Source organism: Pseudomonas linyingensis (genome assembly GCF_900109175.1).
Classification (GTDB): Bacteria; Pseudomonadota; Gammaproteobacteria; order Pseudomonadales; family Pseudomonadaceae; genus Geopseudomonas; species Geopseudomonas linyingensis.
Genome location: NZ_FNZE01000002.1, coordinates 356,053 through 373,833 on the forward strand (window position 1 = coordinate 356,053; position 17,781 = coordinate 373,833).

The 17,781-nt window shown below is 53.8% G+C and carries 14 protein-coding genes, 1 pseudogene and 1 riboswitch; of the genes and pseudogenes, 14 read left to right on the forward strand and 1 reads right to left on the reverse strand.

Features of this window, described 5'->3' with window-relative positions:
* Positions 1–8 precede the first annotated feature (8 nt).
* On the forward strand, positions 9–1,295 hold the full coding sequence (waaA, locus tag BMZ19_RS04005) for a lipid IV(A) 3-deoxy-D-manno-octulosonic acid transferase (protein WP_090307192.1): 1,287 nt from the start codon (positions 9–11) through the stop codon (positions 1,293–1,295).
* Positions 1,296–1,479: 184 nt separating this feature from the next.
* The gene (locus tag BMZ19_RS04010) at positions 1,480–2,538 is read left to right on the forward strand and encodes an LPS O-antigen chain length determinant protein WzzB (RefSeq protein ID WP_090307195.1); all 1,059 of its coding nucleotides are present in this window, start codon (positions 1,480–1,482) and stop codon (positions 2,536–2,538) included.
* 233 nt (positions 2,539–2,771) lie between these two features.
* Here the strand turns inward: BMZ19_RS04010 and BMZ19_RS22585 are convergent.
* A pseudogene (locus tag BMZ19_RS22585) lies at positions 2,772–3,048 on the reverse strand (integrase core domain-containing protein); the annotation flags it as partial.
* 499 nt (positions 3,049–3,547) lie between these two features.
* Between BMZ19_RS22585 and BMZ19_RS04015 the strand changes: the two are divergent.
* The 12 genes from BMZ19_RS04015 (at position 3,548) to BMZ19_RS04065 (ending at position 17,570) form a co-directional block, all read left to right on the forward strand.
* The gene (locus BMZ19_RS04015) at positions 3,548–4,843 is read left to right on the forward strand and encodes a flippase (RefSeq protein WP_090307198.1); all 1,296 of its coding nucleotides are present in this window, start codon (positions 3,548–3,550) and stop codon (positions 4,841–4,843) included.
* 45 nt (positions 4,844–4,888) lie between these two features.
* A complete protein-coding gene (locus BMZ19_RS22045; RefSeq protein ID WP_139214634.1) occupies positions 4,889–5,890 on the forward strand; it encodes a hypothetical protein in 1,002 nt (333 codons plus the stop codon).
* A 54-nt stretch (positions 5,891–5,944) separates the two neighbouring features.
* Positions 5,945–7,174: a glycosyltransferase family 2 protein gene (locus tag BMZ19_RS04020; RefSeq protein ID WP_170847697.1), complete on the forward strand. Its 1,230-nt coding sequence runs from the start codon at positions 5,945–5,947 to the stop codon at positions 7,172–7,174.
* Between the two features lie 51 nt (positions 7,175–7,225).
* Positions 7,226–8,383: a glycosyltransferase gene (locus tag BMZ19_RS04025; RefSeq protein ID WP_090307203.1), complete on the forward strand. Its 1,158-nt coding sequence runs from the start codon at positions 7,226–7,228 to the stop codon at positions 8,381–8,383.
* Between the two features lie 78 nt (positions 8,384–8,461).
* Complete coding sequence (locus tag BMZ19_RS04030; RefSeq protein ID WP_090307206.1) at positions 8,462–9,700, forward strand: glycosyltransferase family 4 protein; 1,239 nt, start codon at positions 8,462–8,464, stop codon at positions 9,698–9,700.
* 2 nt (positions 9,701–9,702) lie between these two features.
* On the forward strand, positions 9,703–10,560 hold the full coding sequence (locus BMZ19_RS04035; RefSeq protein WP_090307208.1) for a dTDP-4-dehydrorhamnose reductase family protein: 858 nt from the start codon (positions 9,703–9,705) through the stop codon (positions 10,558–10,560).
* A gap of 180 nt (positions 10,561–10,740) precedes the next feature.
* Entirely contained in the window at positions 10,741–11,751 is a 1,011-nt protein-coding gene (locus tag BMZ19_RS04040) for a polysaccharide biosynthesis protein (protein WP_090307211.1), read from the forward strand.
* Positions 11,744–12,871: a non-hydrolyzing UDP-N-acetylglucosamine 2-epimerase gene (gene wecB, locus BMZ19_RS04045; RefSeq protein ID WP_090307214.1), complete on the forward strand. Its 1,128-nt coding sequence runs from the start codon at positions 11,744–11,746 to the stop codon at positions 12,869–12,871. Before BMZ19_RS04040 ends, wecB begins: the two co-directional genes overlap by 8 nt.
* 8 nt (positions 12,872–12,879) lie before the next feature.
* A complete protein-coding gene (locus BMZ19_RS04050) occupies positions 12,880–13,836 on the forward strand; it encodes a UDP-glucose 4-epimerase family protein (protein WP_090307216.1) in 957 nt (318 codons plus the stop codon).
* Positions 13,837–14,871, forward strand: coding sequence for an MraY family glycosyltransferase (locus BMZ19_RS04055; RefSeq protein WP_090307219.1), 1,035 nt, complete (start codon positions 13,837–13,839; stop codon positions 14,869–14,871). It abuts the gene before it with no gap.
* Positions 14,868–15,446, forward strand: coding sequence for an acetyltransferase (locus BMZ19_RS04060; protein WP_090307221.1), 579 nt, complete (start codon positions 14,868–14,870; stop codon positions 15,444–15,446). Before BMZ19_RS04055 ends, BMZ19_RS04060 begins: the two co-directional genes overlap by 4 nt.
* 117 nt (positions 15,447–15,563) lie before the next feature.
* On the forward strand, positions 15,564–17,570 hold the full coding sequence (locus BMZ19_RS04065; RefSeq protein ID WP_090307224.1) for a polysaccharide biosynthesis protein: 2,007 nt from the start codon (positions 15,564–15,566) through the stop codon (positions 17,568–17,570).
* Between the two features lie 71 nt (positions 17,571–17,641).
* Positions 17,642–17,748: riboswitch (TPP riboswitch) on the forward strand.
* Positions 17,749–17,781 lie beyond the last annotated feature (33 nt).

Genomic DNA, 17,781 nt, shown 5'->3' on the forward strand with positions numbered 1-17,781 from the left:
TCGCCCCCATGAACCGCACCCTTTACACCCTGCTGCTGCACCTCGCCCTGCCACTGATCGCCCTGCGCCTGTACCTGCGCGGGCGCAAGGCGCCGGCCTACCGACAGCGCATCGCCGAGCGCTTCGCCTTCCAGATGCCGCCGCTGAAGCCCGGCGGCATCTGGGTGCATGCCGTCTCGGTGGGCGAGAGCATCGCCGCCGCACCGCTGATCCGCGCCCTGCGCGAGCGTCATCCCGAACTGCCGATCACCGTCACCTGCATGACCCCGACTGGCTCCGAGCGTATCCGCGCGCTGTTCGGCGACCGGGTCCAGCACTGCTATCTGCCTTACGACCTGCCCTGGGCTGTGGCGCGCTTTCTCGACCGCCTGCAGCCGAAGCTCGCGGTGATCATGGAAACCGAACTGTGGCCCAACCACATCCACCAGTGCGCCCTGCGCGGCATTCCCACGGTGCTGGCCAACGCCCGCCTGTCGGCGAAGTCCGCCCGCGGCTATGCGCGATTCGCCGGCCTGACCCGGCCGATGCTCGCCGAGATGAGCTGGATCGCCGCGCAGACCGAGGCCGAGGCCGAACGGTTTCGCCTGCTTGGCGCTCGCCCTGAGTGCGTTAGTGTCACTGGCTCGATCAAGTTCGATTTGGCCGTCGATCCTGGCTTGAAAGAGCGTGCTGAGGCGCTGCGGGCCAGTTGGGGGGCTGATAAGCGCCCGATATGGATTGCCGCAAGTACCCATGCCGGCGAGGACGAGATCATCCTCGCCGCGCATCGTCGACTGCTGGCCGAACAATCCGACAGCCTGCTGATCCTGGTGCCGCGCCACCCGGAACGTTTTGAGGCTGTCCATGTCTTATGCCAACGCGAAGGCTTCCGCACCGTGCTCCGCTCGTCCGGTCACCTGGTGGCCGGGGATACGCAGGTGCTTCTCGGCGATACCATGGGCGAGCTGCTGTTCCTCTACGCTTTGGCCGACGTGGCCTTCGTTGGCGGTAGTTTGGTGCCCAATGGTGGTCACAACTTGCTGGAGCCGGCCTCGCTGGACCTCCCGGTGCTCAGTGGGCAGCACCTGTTCAATTTTTTGGAAATTGCCGCGCAGCTGCGCTGCGCGGGGGGGCTGGTGGAAGTAGATGATGCCGAAGGCTTGTATCGACAGGTGCGGCGGCTGCAGGAGGATACTAGCTTGCGTCAGCGAATAGGCTCAGCCGGGTTGGGGGTGCTCAAGGGCAACCAAGGGGCGCTGGAACGTTTACTTGGGGGCGTCGGGCAGTTCTTGCAATCGGCACGCAAGTACAGCTGAAGACTTGGCATACGTGTTACTGGGTAGGCAGAATCCCGTCGGCACAGAGTGATGGCGTCTCGCTAGTATTAGGCTGGCAGGTTGATCCCGATGCTGAGACTGGCCATATGTTTCTTGTCAGCATTGAGGGTCTTGCATAGCATGCGTCACTTTTCTGGCCAGACGTACAAAAAAGGAGCTGAAAGTGGAGCAAGCAGGTAATCCCGCCCGCTACGATGTAAACGAAATCGACCTTCGCGAGTTGTTCACGGGCCTGTGGACCGAGCGTCTACTGATCCTGCTGGTCACACTGCTGGTCGGAGCTGGCGCAGCCGTCTATGCCTTCTTATCTTCACCGGTCTATGAGGCCAAATCCAGCCTTCTACCGCCACGGCAGAGCGATATCGCCAGCTACAATCTGGGGCGCAAGATCGCCAAATTGCCCGAATTCAAGGTAGAGGACGTTTACGGTATCTTCATCCGCAATCTGACTTCCGAAGCGGCTCGCCGTAGCTTCTTCCGCGAGGTCTACTTACCTTCGCTCAGTGAAGATGAGCGCCAGACTGCTCAGGACACGCTCTGGAGGCTATTCAATGAGAAGTTTTCCGCCAAGGCACCCGATGTGAAAAACCGCCCCGATTTCTTCGAGGTGCGTGTCGAATACAAGGATCCCGAACTTGCGGCGAAATGGAGCAATATCTACGTAGAGCGTGCAGCTGAACTGGCGCGCAACGACATGCAGCAGAACGTGCTGCAGGAAATCGATACCCGCGTCCAGGAAATCGATGGCCAGATCGAAGTGCTGCGTACGGCCGCACTCAAGCAGCGAGAGGACCGCGTCGCCCGCCTCAAAGAGGCATTGGTGGTGGCGGACGAGGTCGGGATGGAGGCTCCCCAAGTAACGCCTGGACGCATTGCTTCGGACGGTGAGCTTTCTTCTTTCGTTGACGGTAGCCTGATGTACATGCGTGGCGCGAAAGCCATTCGTGCCGAGTTGCAGGTGCTGGAAGCGCGCCAGTCAGATGACCCATTCATCAGCAAGTTGCGAGGTCTGCAAAGTCAGCTGGTCTTCCTAAAGGGGATCGAAGTAAAGCCTGGCAACGTCTCGGTTTTCACCCTCGACAGTGCCGCAGAGGTACCGGAAACTCCGGTCAAGCCCAAAAAAGTCCTGATACTCACCCTCGGTATAGTCATAGGCGGGATGCTCGGTGTTTTCGTCGCTTTGGTACGGTACGTGATGCGCAAAGGCAAGGCTGCGATCTGAGTTTGCTTGCCTGAAAGGCAAGACACAAGTTGGCACTATCGGCGGGGTGAGCAGTTTGGTTACTCCCTTGTCCTCAGGAAAATGACGCCTAATCCTGGGGCGGTAGCGTGCTTGAGGCCGCTCCTCGTGGGGGCGGCGCGAGATCAACCGTCATTACAGCTGAAGGGTTAACTCTGTATGCATCCATCAGCACATCAGTCAACCGATCTTGACCTGCAGTCTTGGACTCAGGGTTAAGCACTCACCCAAGACAAGACGGCCTTCTGGCTGATGTGGCCCAGCGTGCTGTGACAGCACTGCCGGTTGTAGTCAATTTAAATACGGGTTCACGCATCTGGGCACGCGATTAAAATGCTCGCCATGGATGCACTCAACCTTCTGACTGTGAAAGAAACTCTCAGCACAGGCATTGTCGTCGCAGTTGCCCTTGGCGCTCATGCAGCAATGCAGATGGTACACGCTGATCAGCATCCGGTAAGCCATCGAACAGTGCCGGTTGTCCCGGCTAGCCTACTGTATGTCGAATGTCAATGCGGGCCTGATTGATCTCACTCTCGCTGCTGAATTCGTGTAGATCTAGCGGGCGAAGTACAGCTTCAGGCGCCTGCTCCCGCTGACGTAGCAATACCACCAACATCTTTCTACCTGGCTGTTCGGTGGCCTTGCTGACGCTAATCTACTCGGCCAGACCAAGCACTTCTTCCTTTAGGGCTGGGAGTGACGAGGACGAGTTTATTTAGCGGCTGCTTGTCTTGCCATAGTTCGCCTCGTTGCAGTATATCGTTTTACGAGGGAGAGAGGCGGCACTGAGACTGATCAAGAGCAGTCAGTGCGTGAGGGGGATCTGTAAAATCCAGAGATATATAATAATTAATTTTTAATCGAGATGAATGCGCCAGTGGAAATAGGGGCATCAGGGAGAGATGAGGTGTTATTTTTGTGTGTTGATTTTTCAGTTTTTGGCGCTGGGAATGGCTATCCTCTGGTTGGAAAGAGGCATCAATTATAAATGAAGCTTATCAGGAGTTCGGCATACAATCTATTAGGGCTTGGTTTGCCCTTGGTAGTGGCTGTTTTTTGTATACCTGTTTTGATTGATGGGCTTGGTGAGGCCCGGTTCGGATTGCTCACGCTTATATGGGCAGTCGTCAGTTATTTCGGACTATTTGATCTTGGTCTTGGCCGTGCTTTGACGCAGCAGCTCTCTGTCGCTTTGGCTGAGAAGGATCAAGATCGTATAGGTCCTTTAGTGATGACTTCAACGGTGCTGATGGCTGGGCTAGGTATCGTTGCGGGCGCTGTGCTGGCCATTCTCGCGCCTTATGGTGTGGGGATGATTAATTCGGTGCCAAATAAGCAGGAAGCTATCAGTGCGGTTTTGTATATGGCCGCAGCGATGCCTGCTATCGTGCTGACTTCAGGGTTTCGCGGGATACTGGAGGCTAAAAATGCGTTCGGAGTTATTAATTTAATTCGTTTGCCGATGGGGCTTTTTACATTCTTGGGGCCCGTTGTGGTGGTTCTGAATGTTGGACCAAGCTTGGAGTGGATTGCTGCAGTCTTGGTTGGGGGGAGAATAATTGCCTGCGCTGTACATGCTTGGTATGCCTGGCTATGTATTCCAAAGGATCATGGTAATTTTGCTTTTTGTTTGAAGTTGTTAAGGCCGCTCTGTGTTTCTGGTGGATGGCTTACGGTTAGTAATATAATAAGTCCGCTGATGAGTTTTGTGGATAGGTTTGTAATTGGTGTTCTCGTTTCTAGTAGTGCTGTAGCTTACTACTCTACTCCTCAGGAAATGGTCACTAAGTTGGGTATTGTTCCTGGGGCGTTGACGTCTGCATTGTTTCCGCGGTTTTCTGCTCATTTCGCCATGCCGCAATCGGATTTTAGATTGATTTACTTTAAGTCATTACTTGGTCTTTTCGGTGTATTGTTTTTTCCTGTTATTTTTGTTTCGGTATGGGCTAAAGAAGTAATGGTGGCTTGGATATCCTTGGAGTTTGCCGAAAACAGTGCGTCATTGCTGGTTGTTTTTGTTTGGGGGATGTTTGCGGCCTGCCTCGCGGCAATCCCGTTTACGGTTATTCAAAGTGCTGGAAATGCTAGGTTGACAGCTACTTTGCATATTTTTGAGTTTCCTATTTTTGTTGGGATGCTGTTTGTTTTTATTGAGTGGTATGGTGTCTTGGGAGCTGCGCTTGCTTGGGCGGCCCGAAATATTATTGATGCTTTTTTGCTTTTTTACTATGCAAGGAGATATGTTTCTACCGGTCATGGTTGTAGCTCCTGTGGCTCGGCTTAGGTTTTGTTGATTTTTTAATTATATCTAAATGGCATGACTGATAGAATGAAAGGTTTGAAATCTGCGGGTGCGGCAAGTGAATTGATTTTTGCTTGTTTTTTTGTTCTTGGAAGGTTGCAGCCTGCGCTGTATGCTATTTTGATATTTGCATTCTCAATGATTGTTTTTCCTTACTATGAGGGGGGTGATCAGGAGCATTATAGGGGTTTTTACGATGCGGTTTCAGGTATGCCTCTTTCGGAGGCATATGATTATTACGCGAGCGCTCTTGGTTCGAGAGAGCCTGTATATTTTTTTCTTGTTTATGGCTTTTCTCCGTATCTTGAGAAAGATTTTCTTTTTTCATTAATCAATGCTCTGTTGGCTTTCGTTGTGGTTTCTTGGGTTGTTTCAAATAGGGTTAGATTTTATATAGTGCCATTGGTTGTATTTAATTTTTATGCATTAGTTCTTTTTTTTCCAGCTGAAAGGTTAAAGTTGGCTGTTTTGTTGTTCATGATCGGTTGCTTTTGGCGGGGTTGGGTAAGGTACTTTTTTTGGGGGGGGGCGATTTTTTCGCATACTCAGACAATTTTGCTTGTGCTGAGCGCTCAGTCGCGAAGGGTGATTAGCCTTTTCGTTAGCTTGATGAGGGGTAAAGTTGATGGTGGAGGGGTTTTCTTGGTGTTGATTGCTGTGTTGTTGTGTGTTTTTGTTTTTTTTATGAGAGGTCATATTTTTGATAAGTTGGAATTTTATATGGAGTTCGGTGGGGTTGGGGCTGTGATTAAGCCTCTTATTCTTTCTGGTCTTACTGCTTATTGCGCTTCGGGGCGAAGGCTGGAATCGTTGATTTCTTCGTTACCATTAGTTGTCGTTTCCTTTTTTGTTGGGGATGAGCGCATTGTAATCTTTTCTTACTTTGTATTCTTGTATTTTGCTTTAAATAGAAATCGTGGAGCCAATATTCCTGTTGTGCTAACGGGGGGTTATTTTTTGGTCAAAGGAGTATTTTTTCTAATTGGCATAATAGAGTATGGGGATGGGTTTGCTGAATTGGTGTTTTAGGGCGGGTGGTGTTGCTGTGGGTTTTTACTTTTCTCCTTGATGTTGGTGGTTGTTATGGTTCCTCTTATTTCGGTTGTTATTCCGACGCATAATCGCGCGCGCTACGCTATCTCTGCTATTCGTTCGGTTCTCGCGATTCAAGATGATCGAATCGAGTTGGTGGTGAGCGACACTAGTACGGATGCCAAATTGGCCGCTTTAATTGCGGACGAAAAAAACTCTTGCGTGGGGGATCCTCGCCTAAATTACTTTAGGCCTCGTGAAAATCTTGATATGACGGGTAATCATAATGCAGCTATTGGGGCGGCTAGAGGGGAGTACGTTTGCCTAATTGGTGATGATGATACAGTATCTGCCGAGTGTTTGGTCGCGGCAGAATGGGCCATGTCAAAAGGGATTGAACTGATTTCGCCTAATGTTGTGGCTAATTATGTTTGGCCCGATTTCAGGCACCGCTTCTTTGGAGGGGGGCATGCTTCTCGGCTGTATTTTTCCCGCCAAATGGGAGGTGTCTCTTTAGGTAAATCGGATGAGTCCTTGGCGAGAGCGCTTGTCAATGCTGCGCAAGGAACTGATGGTTTGCCAAAAATCTATCACGGGCTAGTAAAACGTACACTTCTTGAAAAGATACGTCAGATATCAGGAGCCTATTTTCATGGCTCGAGCCCTGATGTTTCCGGGGCGATTGGTCTTGCTCTCGTCGGTTCTGATTTTGTTGTGATTGATTATCCATTGACGATTCCAGGTGCATCTGGCGGAAGCAATACCGGGCGCAGCGCAATGAATAAGCACAAGGGTAAAATTGAGCAGGAAACTCAAACTAAAGGTTTTGAATCTGAGGGGTGGAGCCCTGGAGTCCCACGGTTCTTTTCTGTAGAGACTGTATGGGCACATGCAGCCCTGGAAACAATGCGCCGGATTGCGCCGCATATGATTTCAAGATTTAACTTTTCGCGATTGATAGCCATCTGCCATGTTTTGCACCCAGAATATGATTTGGAACTAAAGCAGGCGACTATTGAAGCTGGGGAGATTGTGGGGGATGCAGTTAAGCTTGTGGAAAACATTGGTTCGGAAATTAGGCGCTTTAAGCGTGAACGGATGAAGCGCCTAATTAAGCGGGTTCTAGTGCCGACTGTTGCAGGGGGAAGAAAGTATACAGGGGGGGTAGTTGAGGTTTTTGATGCGCCCGAAGCATTGATGAAATACATGAAGAAGAGTGGGGTCTCTTGGGGGGCTGTAAGCCAGAGTGTTGATCGACTTATTGAAGAAAGCAATAGTTGATTTTTGTAATTTATTCTTTATTTTGCTCTGCTTGAGTCGAGTTTAAATATTGTGAAGCAGCTCCATATTGTCCAGAGCATTGATGCGGGTTTTGGTGGGTTGGGCTTGGCTGCCTTGCGCTACGCAGAGGCTGTCGCTGAGGCTGGGGCAGAGGTTTTCCTGTTTGTTGCAGTCCGGGGGGGAGGGGAACTCCAGTATGGTGAGGCTTCTGGGCGTTTCTCTGTAATTGGCGCAAGCACGATACTTGGGGGTATGTCGGGAAGTGGGTTTGCTTCGCAGCTTCGGGCGTTATTGAAGTTTTTTGAAAATAATCAGGTCGATATTGTTCATGTTCATGGGGTATGGTCTCCCATACTGGCCGCTGCAACCTATATGGCGACCTCTCGGGGGATACGATTGGTTGTATCGCCGCATGGCTGTCTCGAGCCATGGGCGCTTGGGCATCGAAAATTTAAAAAGCGAATCGCATTAGCGCTTTATCAGCGACGTATACTTAAAAATTCATCTATGCTCATCGCAACAGCAAAGCAAGAGTTGGAGAGTATAAGGCGTCTCGGGGTTTTAAATCCGGTTGCGGTGCTGCCAAATGGGGTTGACTTGAATTTTTCTCGTGTTGAGCGTTCTAGTGGATTTCCCCGTAATATTCTTTTTCTATCAAGGGTTCATCCTGTTAAAGGAGTCAAGGATCTTATCTTGGCGTGGAAGAAGGTGCGCCAGCCTGGCTGGAAAATAATAATTGCTGGCCCCGATGAGTTGGGGCATACAGAGGAGCTGAAGGCGCTCATTCGGGCTGAAGAGTTAGAGTTGGATTTCGAGTTTTTAGGTTTGGTGGTTGGAGAAAAGAAAGAGAGATGCTTTGCAGAGGCAGACCTGTTTGTGCTTCCGACTTATTCGGAAAATTTCGGTATTGCTGTCGCTGAAGCTCTTGCTAGAGGGGTTCCCGTTATCACCACCACAGGCGCCCCGTGGGAGGAGTTGGTTGTCCACGATTGTGGGTGGTGGGTACGGCCAGGTGTTGAGGGTATTTCCAGTGCTTTGGCGTCAGCAATGTCCGTTTCGAGGAGCGCTCTGGCGGAGATGGGGGAACGAGGGATGAGGCTTGTTGAAGAAAATTATTCATGGGCCAAAATAGGCAGGTCAGCCTTGGGCGCAAGTGAATGGGTGATCGCGCATAATGAGACTCCACCATTTATTGATCAGGTAATATGATTTTTAATGTTACTTGCTGGGTGTTGTTGTGGGTTGTCGCTAATATCCTGATGGATTAACCAGTTTGGTTTGTGTTGAATGAAATCTAAGATACTTCTGGTTACTCAGTACTTCTGGCCCGAAAGTTTTATCATTAACGACATCGTTCGTAATTTGGTGGAGCTGGGGCATGAGGTTGTTGTTGCGACAGGTAAGCCAAACTACCCTGATGGAAAGATTTTCGATGGATACCGTGCGTGGGGAGGGCAGCGGGAGGTTTACCTCGGTAATGTTGAAGTGCTCCGTGTTCCTCTCTGGCCTAGAGGACAGGGTGGTGCAAAAAATCTAGTCATCAATTACCTGTCCTTTGTCCTGTCAGGGCTGATTTTTTTCCCTTGGCTGCTACGTAAGCGTGAGTTTGACGCTGTTCTGGTGTTCGCTCCTTCACCCGTTATACAAGCGATTCCCGCTATTTTTCTAAAGTGGTTGAAGCGGGCAAAATTAGTGCTTTGGGTTCAAGATCTTTGGCCGGAAAGTCTTTTGGCTACTGGCTTTGTGAGAAAACCATACCTACTCAAGGTTGTGGGTTGGGTGGTTAAGGGCGTCTATCAGTGCTGCGACACTGTGTTGGTCCAGTCTCGCGCTTTTATCGACCCGGTGGCACGATATACGGATCGTAGCAAGATCGTATACTACCCGAATTCGATTGATGCACGACCCCAGAAAGCTTCTATGCCAATTCCGCAGGGTCTGCGCGAGATTCTGGATCGTCATTTCTGTATTGTATTTGCTGGAAACCTCGGTACGGCACAGGCACTGGACACATTGGTGCAGGCCGCCATGCAACTGCGTGATGATCCGGATATTCGTTTAGTTCTAGTCGGAAGCGGTAGTCGTCTTGACTGGCTCAAGTCTCAAAAGCAGGCTCATAGGCTTGATAATCTGATCCTCCCAGGTCGCTTTCAGGTGGAAGCGATGCCACAGATATACGAGCGCGCATCTGCATTGTTGATATCGCTTAACGACGATGAGATTTTTGCTCAAACGATCCCGAGCAAGACTCAAGCCTATCTAGCGGCAGGGCGGCCTATTATTGCCTGTATGAATGGCGAAGGCGCACGGCTGGTATGTGAGGCGCGAGCTGGCTTTGCTTCTCCAGCTGAAAAGGTGTTACCCCTTGTAGAGAATATTCTTGCGATGAAGGCTTTGGGGGGGGTAGAGCGGGAGGCGATGGGCAAGTCGGGGCGGGAATATTTTGAGTCTCATTTTGAAATGAGGCGGCAGGTGCAAGTTTTAGTAGAGTTGCTTGCTAAAAAATCGACAGGTGGAGTTAGGTAAAAATGAAGGTTCTGGTGCTTGGTGTCACCGGTATGCTAGGAAATTCCGTGTTCAGGGTGTTTGAGGACGATGCAGAGCATGAAGTTTGGGGGACATTGCGTAGCAGTTCGTCGCTTCGCTACTTTCCCGAGACGAGTCATTCAAGGCTTATTTGCAGCGTGGATGTACTTGACCAAGATGCGTTGGTGTCGGTTCTGGCCCGTGTACGACCGGAGTTGGTGATCAACTGCGTTGGCCTGATCAAGCAACTGGCTGATGCAAAGGATCCGCTGACTGCACTGCCGATCAATGCCATGCTGCCGCATCGCTTGTCACATCTCTGTGCGCTGTCCGGGACTCGGTTGGTACATGTGAGCACTGACTGCGTTTTTTCTGGAACTAAAGGGGGGTACTTGGAGAGCGATCCATCAGATGCCGAAGATTTATATGGCAAGTCAAAGTTTATTGGTGAGCTTCATGATCAGCATCACAGCATCACTCTGCGTACCTCGATCATCGGTCATGAGCTGAATTCGCACTACGCGTTGGTGGATTGGTTTCTCGCGCAGCAGACCAGCGTTAAGGGATTCAAGCGGGCTATCTTCTCCGGCCTGCCGACAGTTGAGTTGGCGCGGGTGATGAAGGATTTCGTTCTGCCTCACCCGGAGCTAAATGGATTGTACCATGTTGCCGCCGAGCCGATCACCAAGCTTGAACTGTTGCGGCTGATCGCTGCGCAGTATGGTAAGGAAATCGAGATTAGACCGGATGACGCCTTGGTGATCGACCGCTCGCTTAGTGGCGAGCGCTTCCGTGAGGCGACAGGTTACGTTGCGCCGTTATGGCCGGAATTGATCCAGCGGATGCATGCGGGACGGTAAATTATTATTCTTGTTTTTTCTAAGAGACACATTGCTCGCTCTTTGGAGTGGAATTCTTACTCTCTAGGCCTATCTATTAACAGAGGGTTTGAGTTGTTTTCAGGTGCTGCGGTGTTTTCGTGGATTAATTTTTATACGGTCTGCCGAGGGTGGGCTGCATTTTGATCGGGAAGGTTATAAATGTTTGACGACAAAGTATTGATGATCACTGGTGGTACCGGCTCCTTCGGGCATACGGTGTTGAAACGTTTTCTCAATACCAGCGTGCGCGAGATCCGCATCTTCTCCCGTGATGAGAAAAAGCAAGAAGACATGCGGATCGCACTGGCTAATGATAAAGTGAAATTTTATATAGGCGATGTGCGTGAGTATGATAGTCTCAGTCAGGCTATGGTCGGTGTAGACTACATTTTTCATGCTGCAGCACTCAAGCAGGTACCTTCCTGCGAGTTTTATCCGATGGAAGCGGTGCGTACTAACGTGTTAGGCACCGAGAACGTATTGAACGCTGCTATCGCCAATGGTGTGCAGCGCGTTGTGGTGCTGAGTACTGATAAGGCAGTCTACCCCATCAATGCAATGGGCATTTCAAAGGCGATGGCCGAGAAGCTGATGGTAGCCAAGTCGCGGATGATCCCGGCGAAAGGGCCGGTGATATGTGCCACACGCTACGGAAACGTGATGGCATCGCGCGGTTCGGTAATTCCCCTGTTTGTTGATCAGTTGCGCGGTGTCGATAGTTTGACTGTAACCGACCCGGAAATGACTCGATTCCTAATGTCTCTCGAGGATTCGGTGGATTTGGTGCTGCACGCCTTCGAGCATGGTCAGCAGGGTGATATCTTTGTCCAGAAGGCCCCGGCTTCCACCGTGGGCGATTTGGCGCAGGCACTCAAGGAGTTGTTTGGGAAAGATAATTCGATCCGCGTTATCGGTACACGCCATGGCGAAAAACTATACGAATCACTGGTTTCTCGCGAGGAAATGGCCAAGGCGGAGGATATGGGGCGCTATTATAGAATTCCAGCTGATAATCGCGACCTGAACTACAAAAAGTACTTTGTTGAAGGGGAGCCAGAAATCTCTGAGCTTGATGATTATACTTCGCATAATACTGATCGCCTTGATGTTCGAGGAATTAAGCAGTTGCTGTTGAAGCTGGATTATATCAAGGAACAGCTTGATGCTTAAGGTTATGACCTTGGTCGGCACTCGTCCGGAGCTGATCAAAATGAGTCGGGTAATTGCTGAGTTGGATCGCCAGGTTAATCATGTGCTGGTGCACTCAGGGCAGAATTATGATTATGAGTTGAATCAGGTCTTTTTCGACGATTTGGAGATTCGCAAGCCCGATCATTTTTTGGGGGCTGCGGGCGAAACGGCAGCGAAGACCATCGCTGAGGTTATCTTCAAGGCCGACGAGGTGCTCGAGCAGGAGAGGCCGGATGCGCTGCTTCTGTACGGCGACACCAATACCTGCTTGGCTGTGATCGCCGCCAAGCGCCGTAAGATTCCGGTGTTTCACATGGAGGCAGGTAACCGCTGTTTCGACCAGCGGGTACCGGAGGAGCTGAACCGCAAGGTACTCGACCACCTCAGCGATATCAACATGGTGCTTACCGAGCATGCCCGGCGTTATCTGATTGCCGAAGGTATCCGCCCCGAAACCATTATTAAAACTGGCTCGCACATGGAGGAGGTCCTCGACTACTACATGCCGAAGATCCAGCAATCCGATGTGGTTAAGCGCTGCGGGCTGGAGGCCGGTAAGTTCTTCATCGTCAGCACGCACCGCGAAGAGAACGTCGATACTCCGGAAAACCTGAGCGATCTGCTCGTCACGCTGCGAGCGCTGGCCGACGAGTATGGCTACCCGTTGATCGTCTCGACTCATCCTCGCACTCGCAAGCGGCTGGAGGCCCTCGGCGAGTCGCTGGAGCATCCGCTGATCCGCTTCGTCAAACCGTTCGGCCTGCTGGATTACATCAAGCTGCAGATGTCGGCTTTCTGCGTGCTCTCCGACAGTGGCACCATCACCGAGGAAGCCTCGTTGCTCAACCTGCCAGCGGTGACTCTGCGCAACGCGCACGAGCGTCCGGAAGGAATGGATGAAGGAACATTGATTATGAGCGGCCTGAAAGCGGATTCGGTACTGGCGGCAGTCAAGGTTATTACCAGTCAGCACCGTGCCGAGAAGCGTGTGGTATCGGTGGTGCCGGACTATGAAGGTGGGCCTGTGTCATTGCAGGTGGTGCGGGTGGTGTTGAGCTACACCGACTACATCAATCGCACGGTTTGGCGTAAAGGCTGATTTTTTGTATGAGAACTCTTCTGACCGGTGCCAGTGGCTTCCTTGGGGGGGCGGTACAGGCGCGTTTGCTGGCAGATAATGCTGGCGAATTGCGTGCTGTCTTTCGTCGCTTGCCCGCATCATTGCCCAAAGGTGTGGCGGGCTTTGCTGTTCCGGATCTGGCAATTGACAGGGACTGGCGAGAACTGCTGGATGACGTGAACGTTGTAGTCCACTGTGCCGCGCGCGTCCACGTAATGGACGAGAAATCTGCCGACCCGTTGGCCGAGTTCCGCAAGGTCAATGTGGACGGGACTCTTAATCTGGCCCGGCAGGCTGCGGCAGCGGGTGTCAAGCGCTTCATCTTCATCAGTTCGATAAAAGTTAATGGCGAAGGCACTGGGCGAGGCAAGCCCTACAAGGCTGACGATGTTCCAGCACCGGTCGATCCCTACGGAATTTCCAAGCTCGAAGCAGAGCAGGGGTTGCTGGCGCTGGCGGCGGAGAGCGGGATGGAGGTGGTGATACTCCGACCGGTCTTGGTCTACGGCCCGGGAGTGAAGGCTAATTTCCGCAGCGTGATGAGCTGGTTGAGCAAGGGGATTCCGTTACCACTCGGTTCCATTCGCAACAAGCGCAGTTTGGTCGCGTTGGATAATCTGGTCGATCTGATCGTGACCTGTATTGACCATACGGCGGCGGCCAATCAGGTATTCCTAGTCAGCGATGGCGAGGATCTGTCTACCACAGAGTTGCTGCGGCGCATGGGTGCAGCCCTGGGCAAGCCGGCACGCTTGCTACCAGTGCCGGAAGCTTGGCTAGATGGAGCTGCATGTCTGCTGGGCAAAGGGGCTATTGCCCAGAGATTGTGTGGTTCCTTGCAGGTGGATATTGAAAAGACCCGCCGCCTGCTCGGCTGGACACCACCGGTGACGGTCGACGATGCCCTGCGCAAGACTGCCCGCCATTTTCAGGAACATCGTTGAATGACTTTCTGGTTTCTTCTGCCGGTCGTTGCCGGCCTTTCCCTCATGCTGACCGGTGGCTTGCGTCACTATGCCTTGGCGCGCAGCCTCATTGATATTCCCAACGCCCGGAGTTCGCACAGCGTGCCCACTCCACGCGGAGGAGGGGTGGCAATAGTTTTGAGCTTCCTGCTGGTCTTGCCGCTGCTGCCAGTGCTTGGTCTGGTGGACTGGGAACTGGTCAAGGCGCTATTGGGCACCGGCGCGGGCATCGCGCTACTTGGTTTTCTCGATGATCATGGCCATATCGCTGCCCGATGGCGACTGCTTGGCCATTTCGCTGGCGCGGGCTGGGCGTTATTCTGGTTGGGTGGTCTGCCGCCACTGATGATATTCGGTCACTCGCTAGAGCTGGGTTGGTTCGGACATGGGGTGGCGGCTGTATATCTGGTCTGGCTGCTCAATCTGTACAACTTCATGGATGGCATCGACGGTCTTGCAAGTGTCGAGGCTATCTGTGTCTGTGTGGGGGGGGGGCTGCTGTTTGCGTTGCTGGGACTCGAGGAGTCGCATCACTCGGAAGGTATCTGGGTGCTTCTGCTACTGGTCTGTGCAGTGGCTGGATTCCTGTTCTGGAATTTTCCACCTGCGCAGATTTTCATGGGCGATGCCGGTAGCGGGTTTCTCGGGGTTGCCCTTGGTATCCTGTCGCTGCAGGCGGCTTGGGTCGCACCGCAATTACTGTGGAGCTGGGTGATTTTGCTCGGTGTGTTCATCGTCGACGCTACATTCACCTTACTGCGCAGACTGTTGCGTGGCGACAAGGTTTACGAGGCCCACCGCAGTCATGCATATCAATACGCTTCCCGTCGGTTTGGTCGGCACTTGCCGGTGACCCTGGTTGTCGGGGCGATCAATCTGTTCTGGCTGCTGCCCATCGCACTGTGGGTGGGGGGGGGCGGTGTGGATGGTCTCCTTGGAGTGGTGATTGCCTACTCTCCGCTGCTGTTGCTGGCCGTCAAATTTCATGCAGGTGAATTGGAGAGCAAGGTATGACTAAGCGAACCTTGCTGGTTCTGGGTGCCGGAGGGCATGGCAAGGCTGTGGCCGAGGCTGCGTTGCTGTCTGGAGCGTGGCAGAGAGTGCTGTTCGTTGATGATCGCTGGCCAGAGCTGCGCGAGTCGTTCGGTCTGCCGGTAGTCGCCAACCTGGCCGGTTTGCCCGCAGTGACAGGGCAGGCGGAGGCGGCTATTGCTGCGGTGGGAAGCAATGCCCTACGCGAGCAATGGCTGGCGGCGATTCGCTCGGTCGGGTTGCCGGTAGCTACGGTGATTCACCCTCGTGCCTGTGTCAGCACCTCGGCCCGCATCGGTGACGGCACTGCGATCATGGCCATGGCGATGGTCGGGGTTGACGTGCAGATCGGTGAGGGCGCCATCGTCAATGCTGGTGCGGTGGTCGATCATGACGCCTGCTTGGGGGACCTTGCCCATTTGGGTGTGGGGGTGAACATTGCTGGTGGTGTGCGAGTCGGGGCTTGCGCCTGGCTGCAGGCAGGATGCTCTGCTGGTTATCGTGTTGTTGTGGCCGATGGGGCGCTGCATGCGCCCGGAACAGCGTTGAGTGTGTAGGGTGATGCCCTTACTGAATCAGTGCCCACGCTGAGGGATTAGAGTCGCCACGAGCTGAAAGTTTTACAGTCGGCCTGCGGGCTGGCTTTTGTTTTTTGTGCGCGAAAGGATGGCTTTATGTTGCGCGAGAGGTTGTTGGGGCTGCGGCGGCGCGACAAGCGCCTGCTGCAGGTAGCGGCGGATATTGTGCTGGTGTGGCTAGCCATGTGGCTGGCCTTCGTGGTGCGTTTGGGTACTGATGAGCTGATCGATCCGCTGGGCGGGCATCTGTGGCTGTTCGCGCTGGCTCCTGTGTTGGCTATTCCGTTGTTCGTCAGATTCGGCATGTACCGGGCGGTGATGCGTTATCTGGGCAACGATGCCCTGTTGGCGATTGTCAAGGCGGTGACCCTGTCGTCCCTGTTGCTGGCTCTCGCGGTCTACTGGCATCGCGACGCGCCGGCTTTTGTGCCGCGTTCGTTGGTCTTCAATTATTGGTGGCTGACTTTGGTGCTGATCGGTGGGCTGCGCTTGCTGATGCGCCAGTACTTCATGGGCGATTGGTACGCAGCCGGGTTGGGCATTCCCTTCGTCGGGCGAGACGATACACTGCCTCGGGTGGCCATCTATGGTGCCGGCGCTGCGGGCAACCAGCTAGCTGCTGCCCTGCGCATGGGCAAGGCCATGCGGCCGGTGGCCTTCATCGACGACGACAGCAGTATCGCCAACCGTGCCATCGCCGGTCTCAAGGTCTACAAACCCAAGCACATTCAGCAGATGATCGAGGAAACCAGCGCCAGCGAGGTGTTGCTGGCGATTCCCTCGGCTACGCGCGGGCGTCGGCGGGAGATACTGACTGCGCTGGAGCCCTTTCCGCTGCACGTACGCAGCGTGCCAGGCTTCATGGACCTGGCCAGTGGGCGGGTCAAGGTCGAGGATATCCAGGAGGTGGATATCGCCGACCTGCTCGGACGCGATGCGGTGGCGCCGCGGGTCGAGCTGTTCCAGCGCTGCATCCGTGGCCAGGTGGTGATGGTCACCGGCGCGGGCGGATCGATCGGCTCCGAGCTGTGCCGGCAAATCCTCACCCAGGCGCCGACCGCGCTGATCCTGTTCGAGCACAGCGAGTTCAATCTGTACAGCATCCATCAGGAGCTGGAGCGGCGTATCCAGCGCGAGGCGCTCAACCTGCAACTGGTGCCGATCCTCGGTTCGATTCGTAATCCTGGGCGCCTGCTGGACGTGATGCGTACTTGGAAGGTGGATACTGTTTACCACGCGGCAGCCTATAAGCATGTGCCGATAGTCGAGCACAATGTTGCCGAGGGCGTGTTGAACAATGTGCTCGGCACCCTGAACACCGCTCAGGCGGCCATCAAGTCCGGGGTCCAGCATTTTGTGCTGATCTCCACCGACAAGGCGGTACGGCCGACCAATGTGATGGGCAGCACCAAGCGTCTGGCTGAGATGGTGCTGCAGGCGCTCAGTGGCGAGCCCGCACCCCTGCTCTACGACGATGCCAGCGGTGTGCATCAGGTCAACAAGACCCGCTTTACCATGGTGCGTTTCGGCAATGTGCTGGGTTCGTCCGGCTCGGTGATCCCGCTGTTCCGCGAGCAGATCAAGCGCGGTGGGCCGGTGACGGTGACTCATCCGAAGATCACCCGCTATTTTATGACCATCCCCGAGGCGGCGCAGCTTGTGATTCAGGCCGGCTCCATGGGGCAGGGGGGCGATGTGTTCGTGCTCGACATGGGCGAGCCGGTGCGCATCGCCGAGCTGGCGGAGAAGATGATTCACCTGTCGGGGCTGTCGGTGCGTAGTGAGAAGAATCCCAGGGGAGATGTCGCCGTCGAGTTCAGTGGTTTACGCCCGGGCGAGAAACTCTACGAGGAGCTGCTGATCGGCGACAACGTGACGCCTACCGAGCACCCGATGATCATGCGCGCCAACGAGGAACACCTGCCATGGGACGAGTTCCGTCAGGTAGTGGCGGAGCTGGTGGCGGCGGTCAAGGGCGACGACTTCCAACGCGTGCGGCAGATCCTTCGTGCGACGGTAGATGGCTATGTCCCTGAGGAGGAGATTGTCGACTGGATTCACCAGCAGCGTCAGATCGCAGGCGAAGGGCCAGTGGCCTCCTGAGCTTTCGCGGTTGGCCGGTGGCACTCGTCCGAACCACTGGCCCCACCCGCAAAGGCCGATTAGACTAGTCAAGTTTCTTGTCGGGGTGCCTGGAGTCGCAGGCTGAGATCGGATCGTGCCGAATCCCGTTGAACCTGATCGGGTTAGTACCCGCGTAGGGAACAAGATGTCCTCGCCGTGCGGCGGGGGGTCTCCTGCTTCAGGTTCGCTC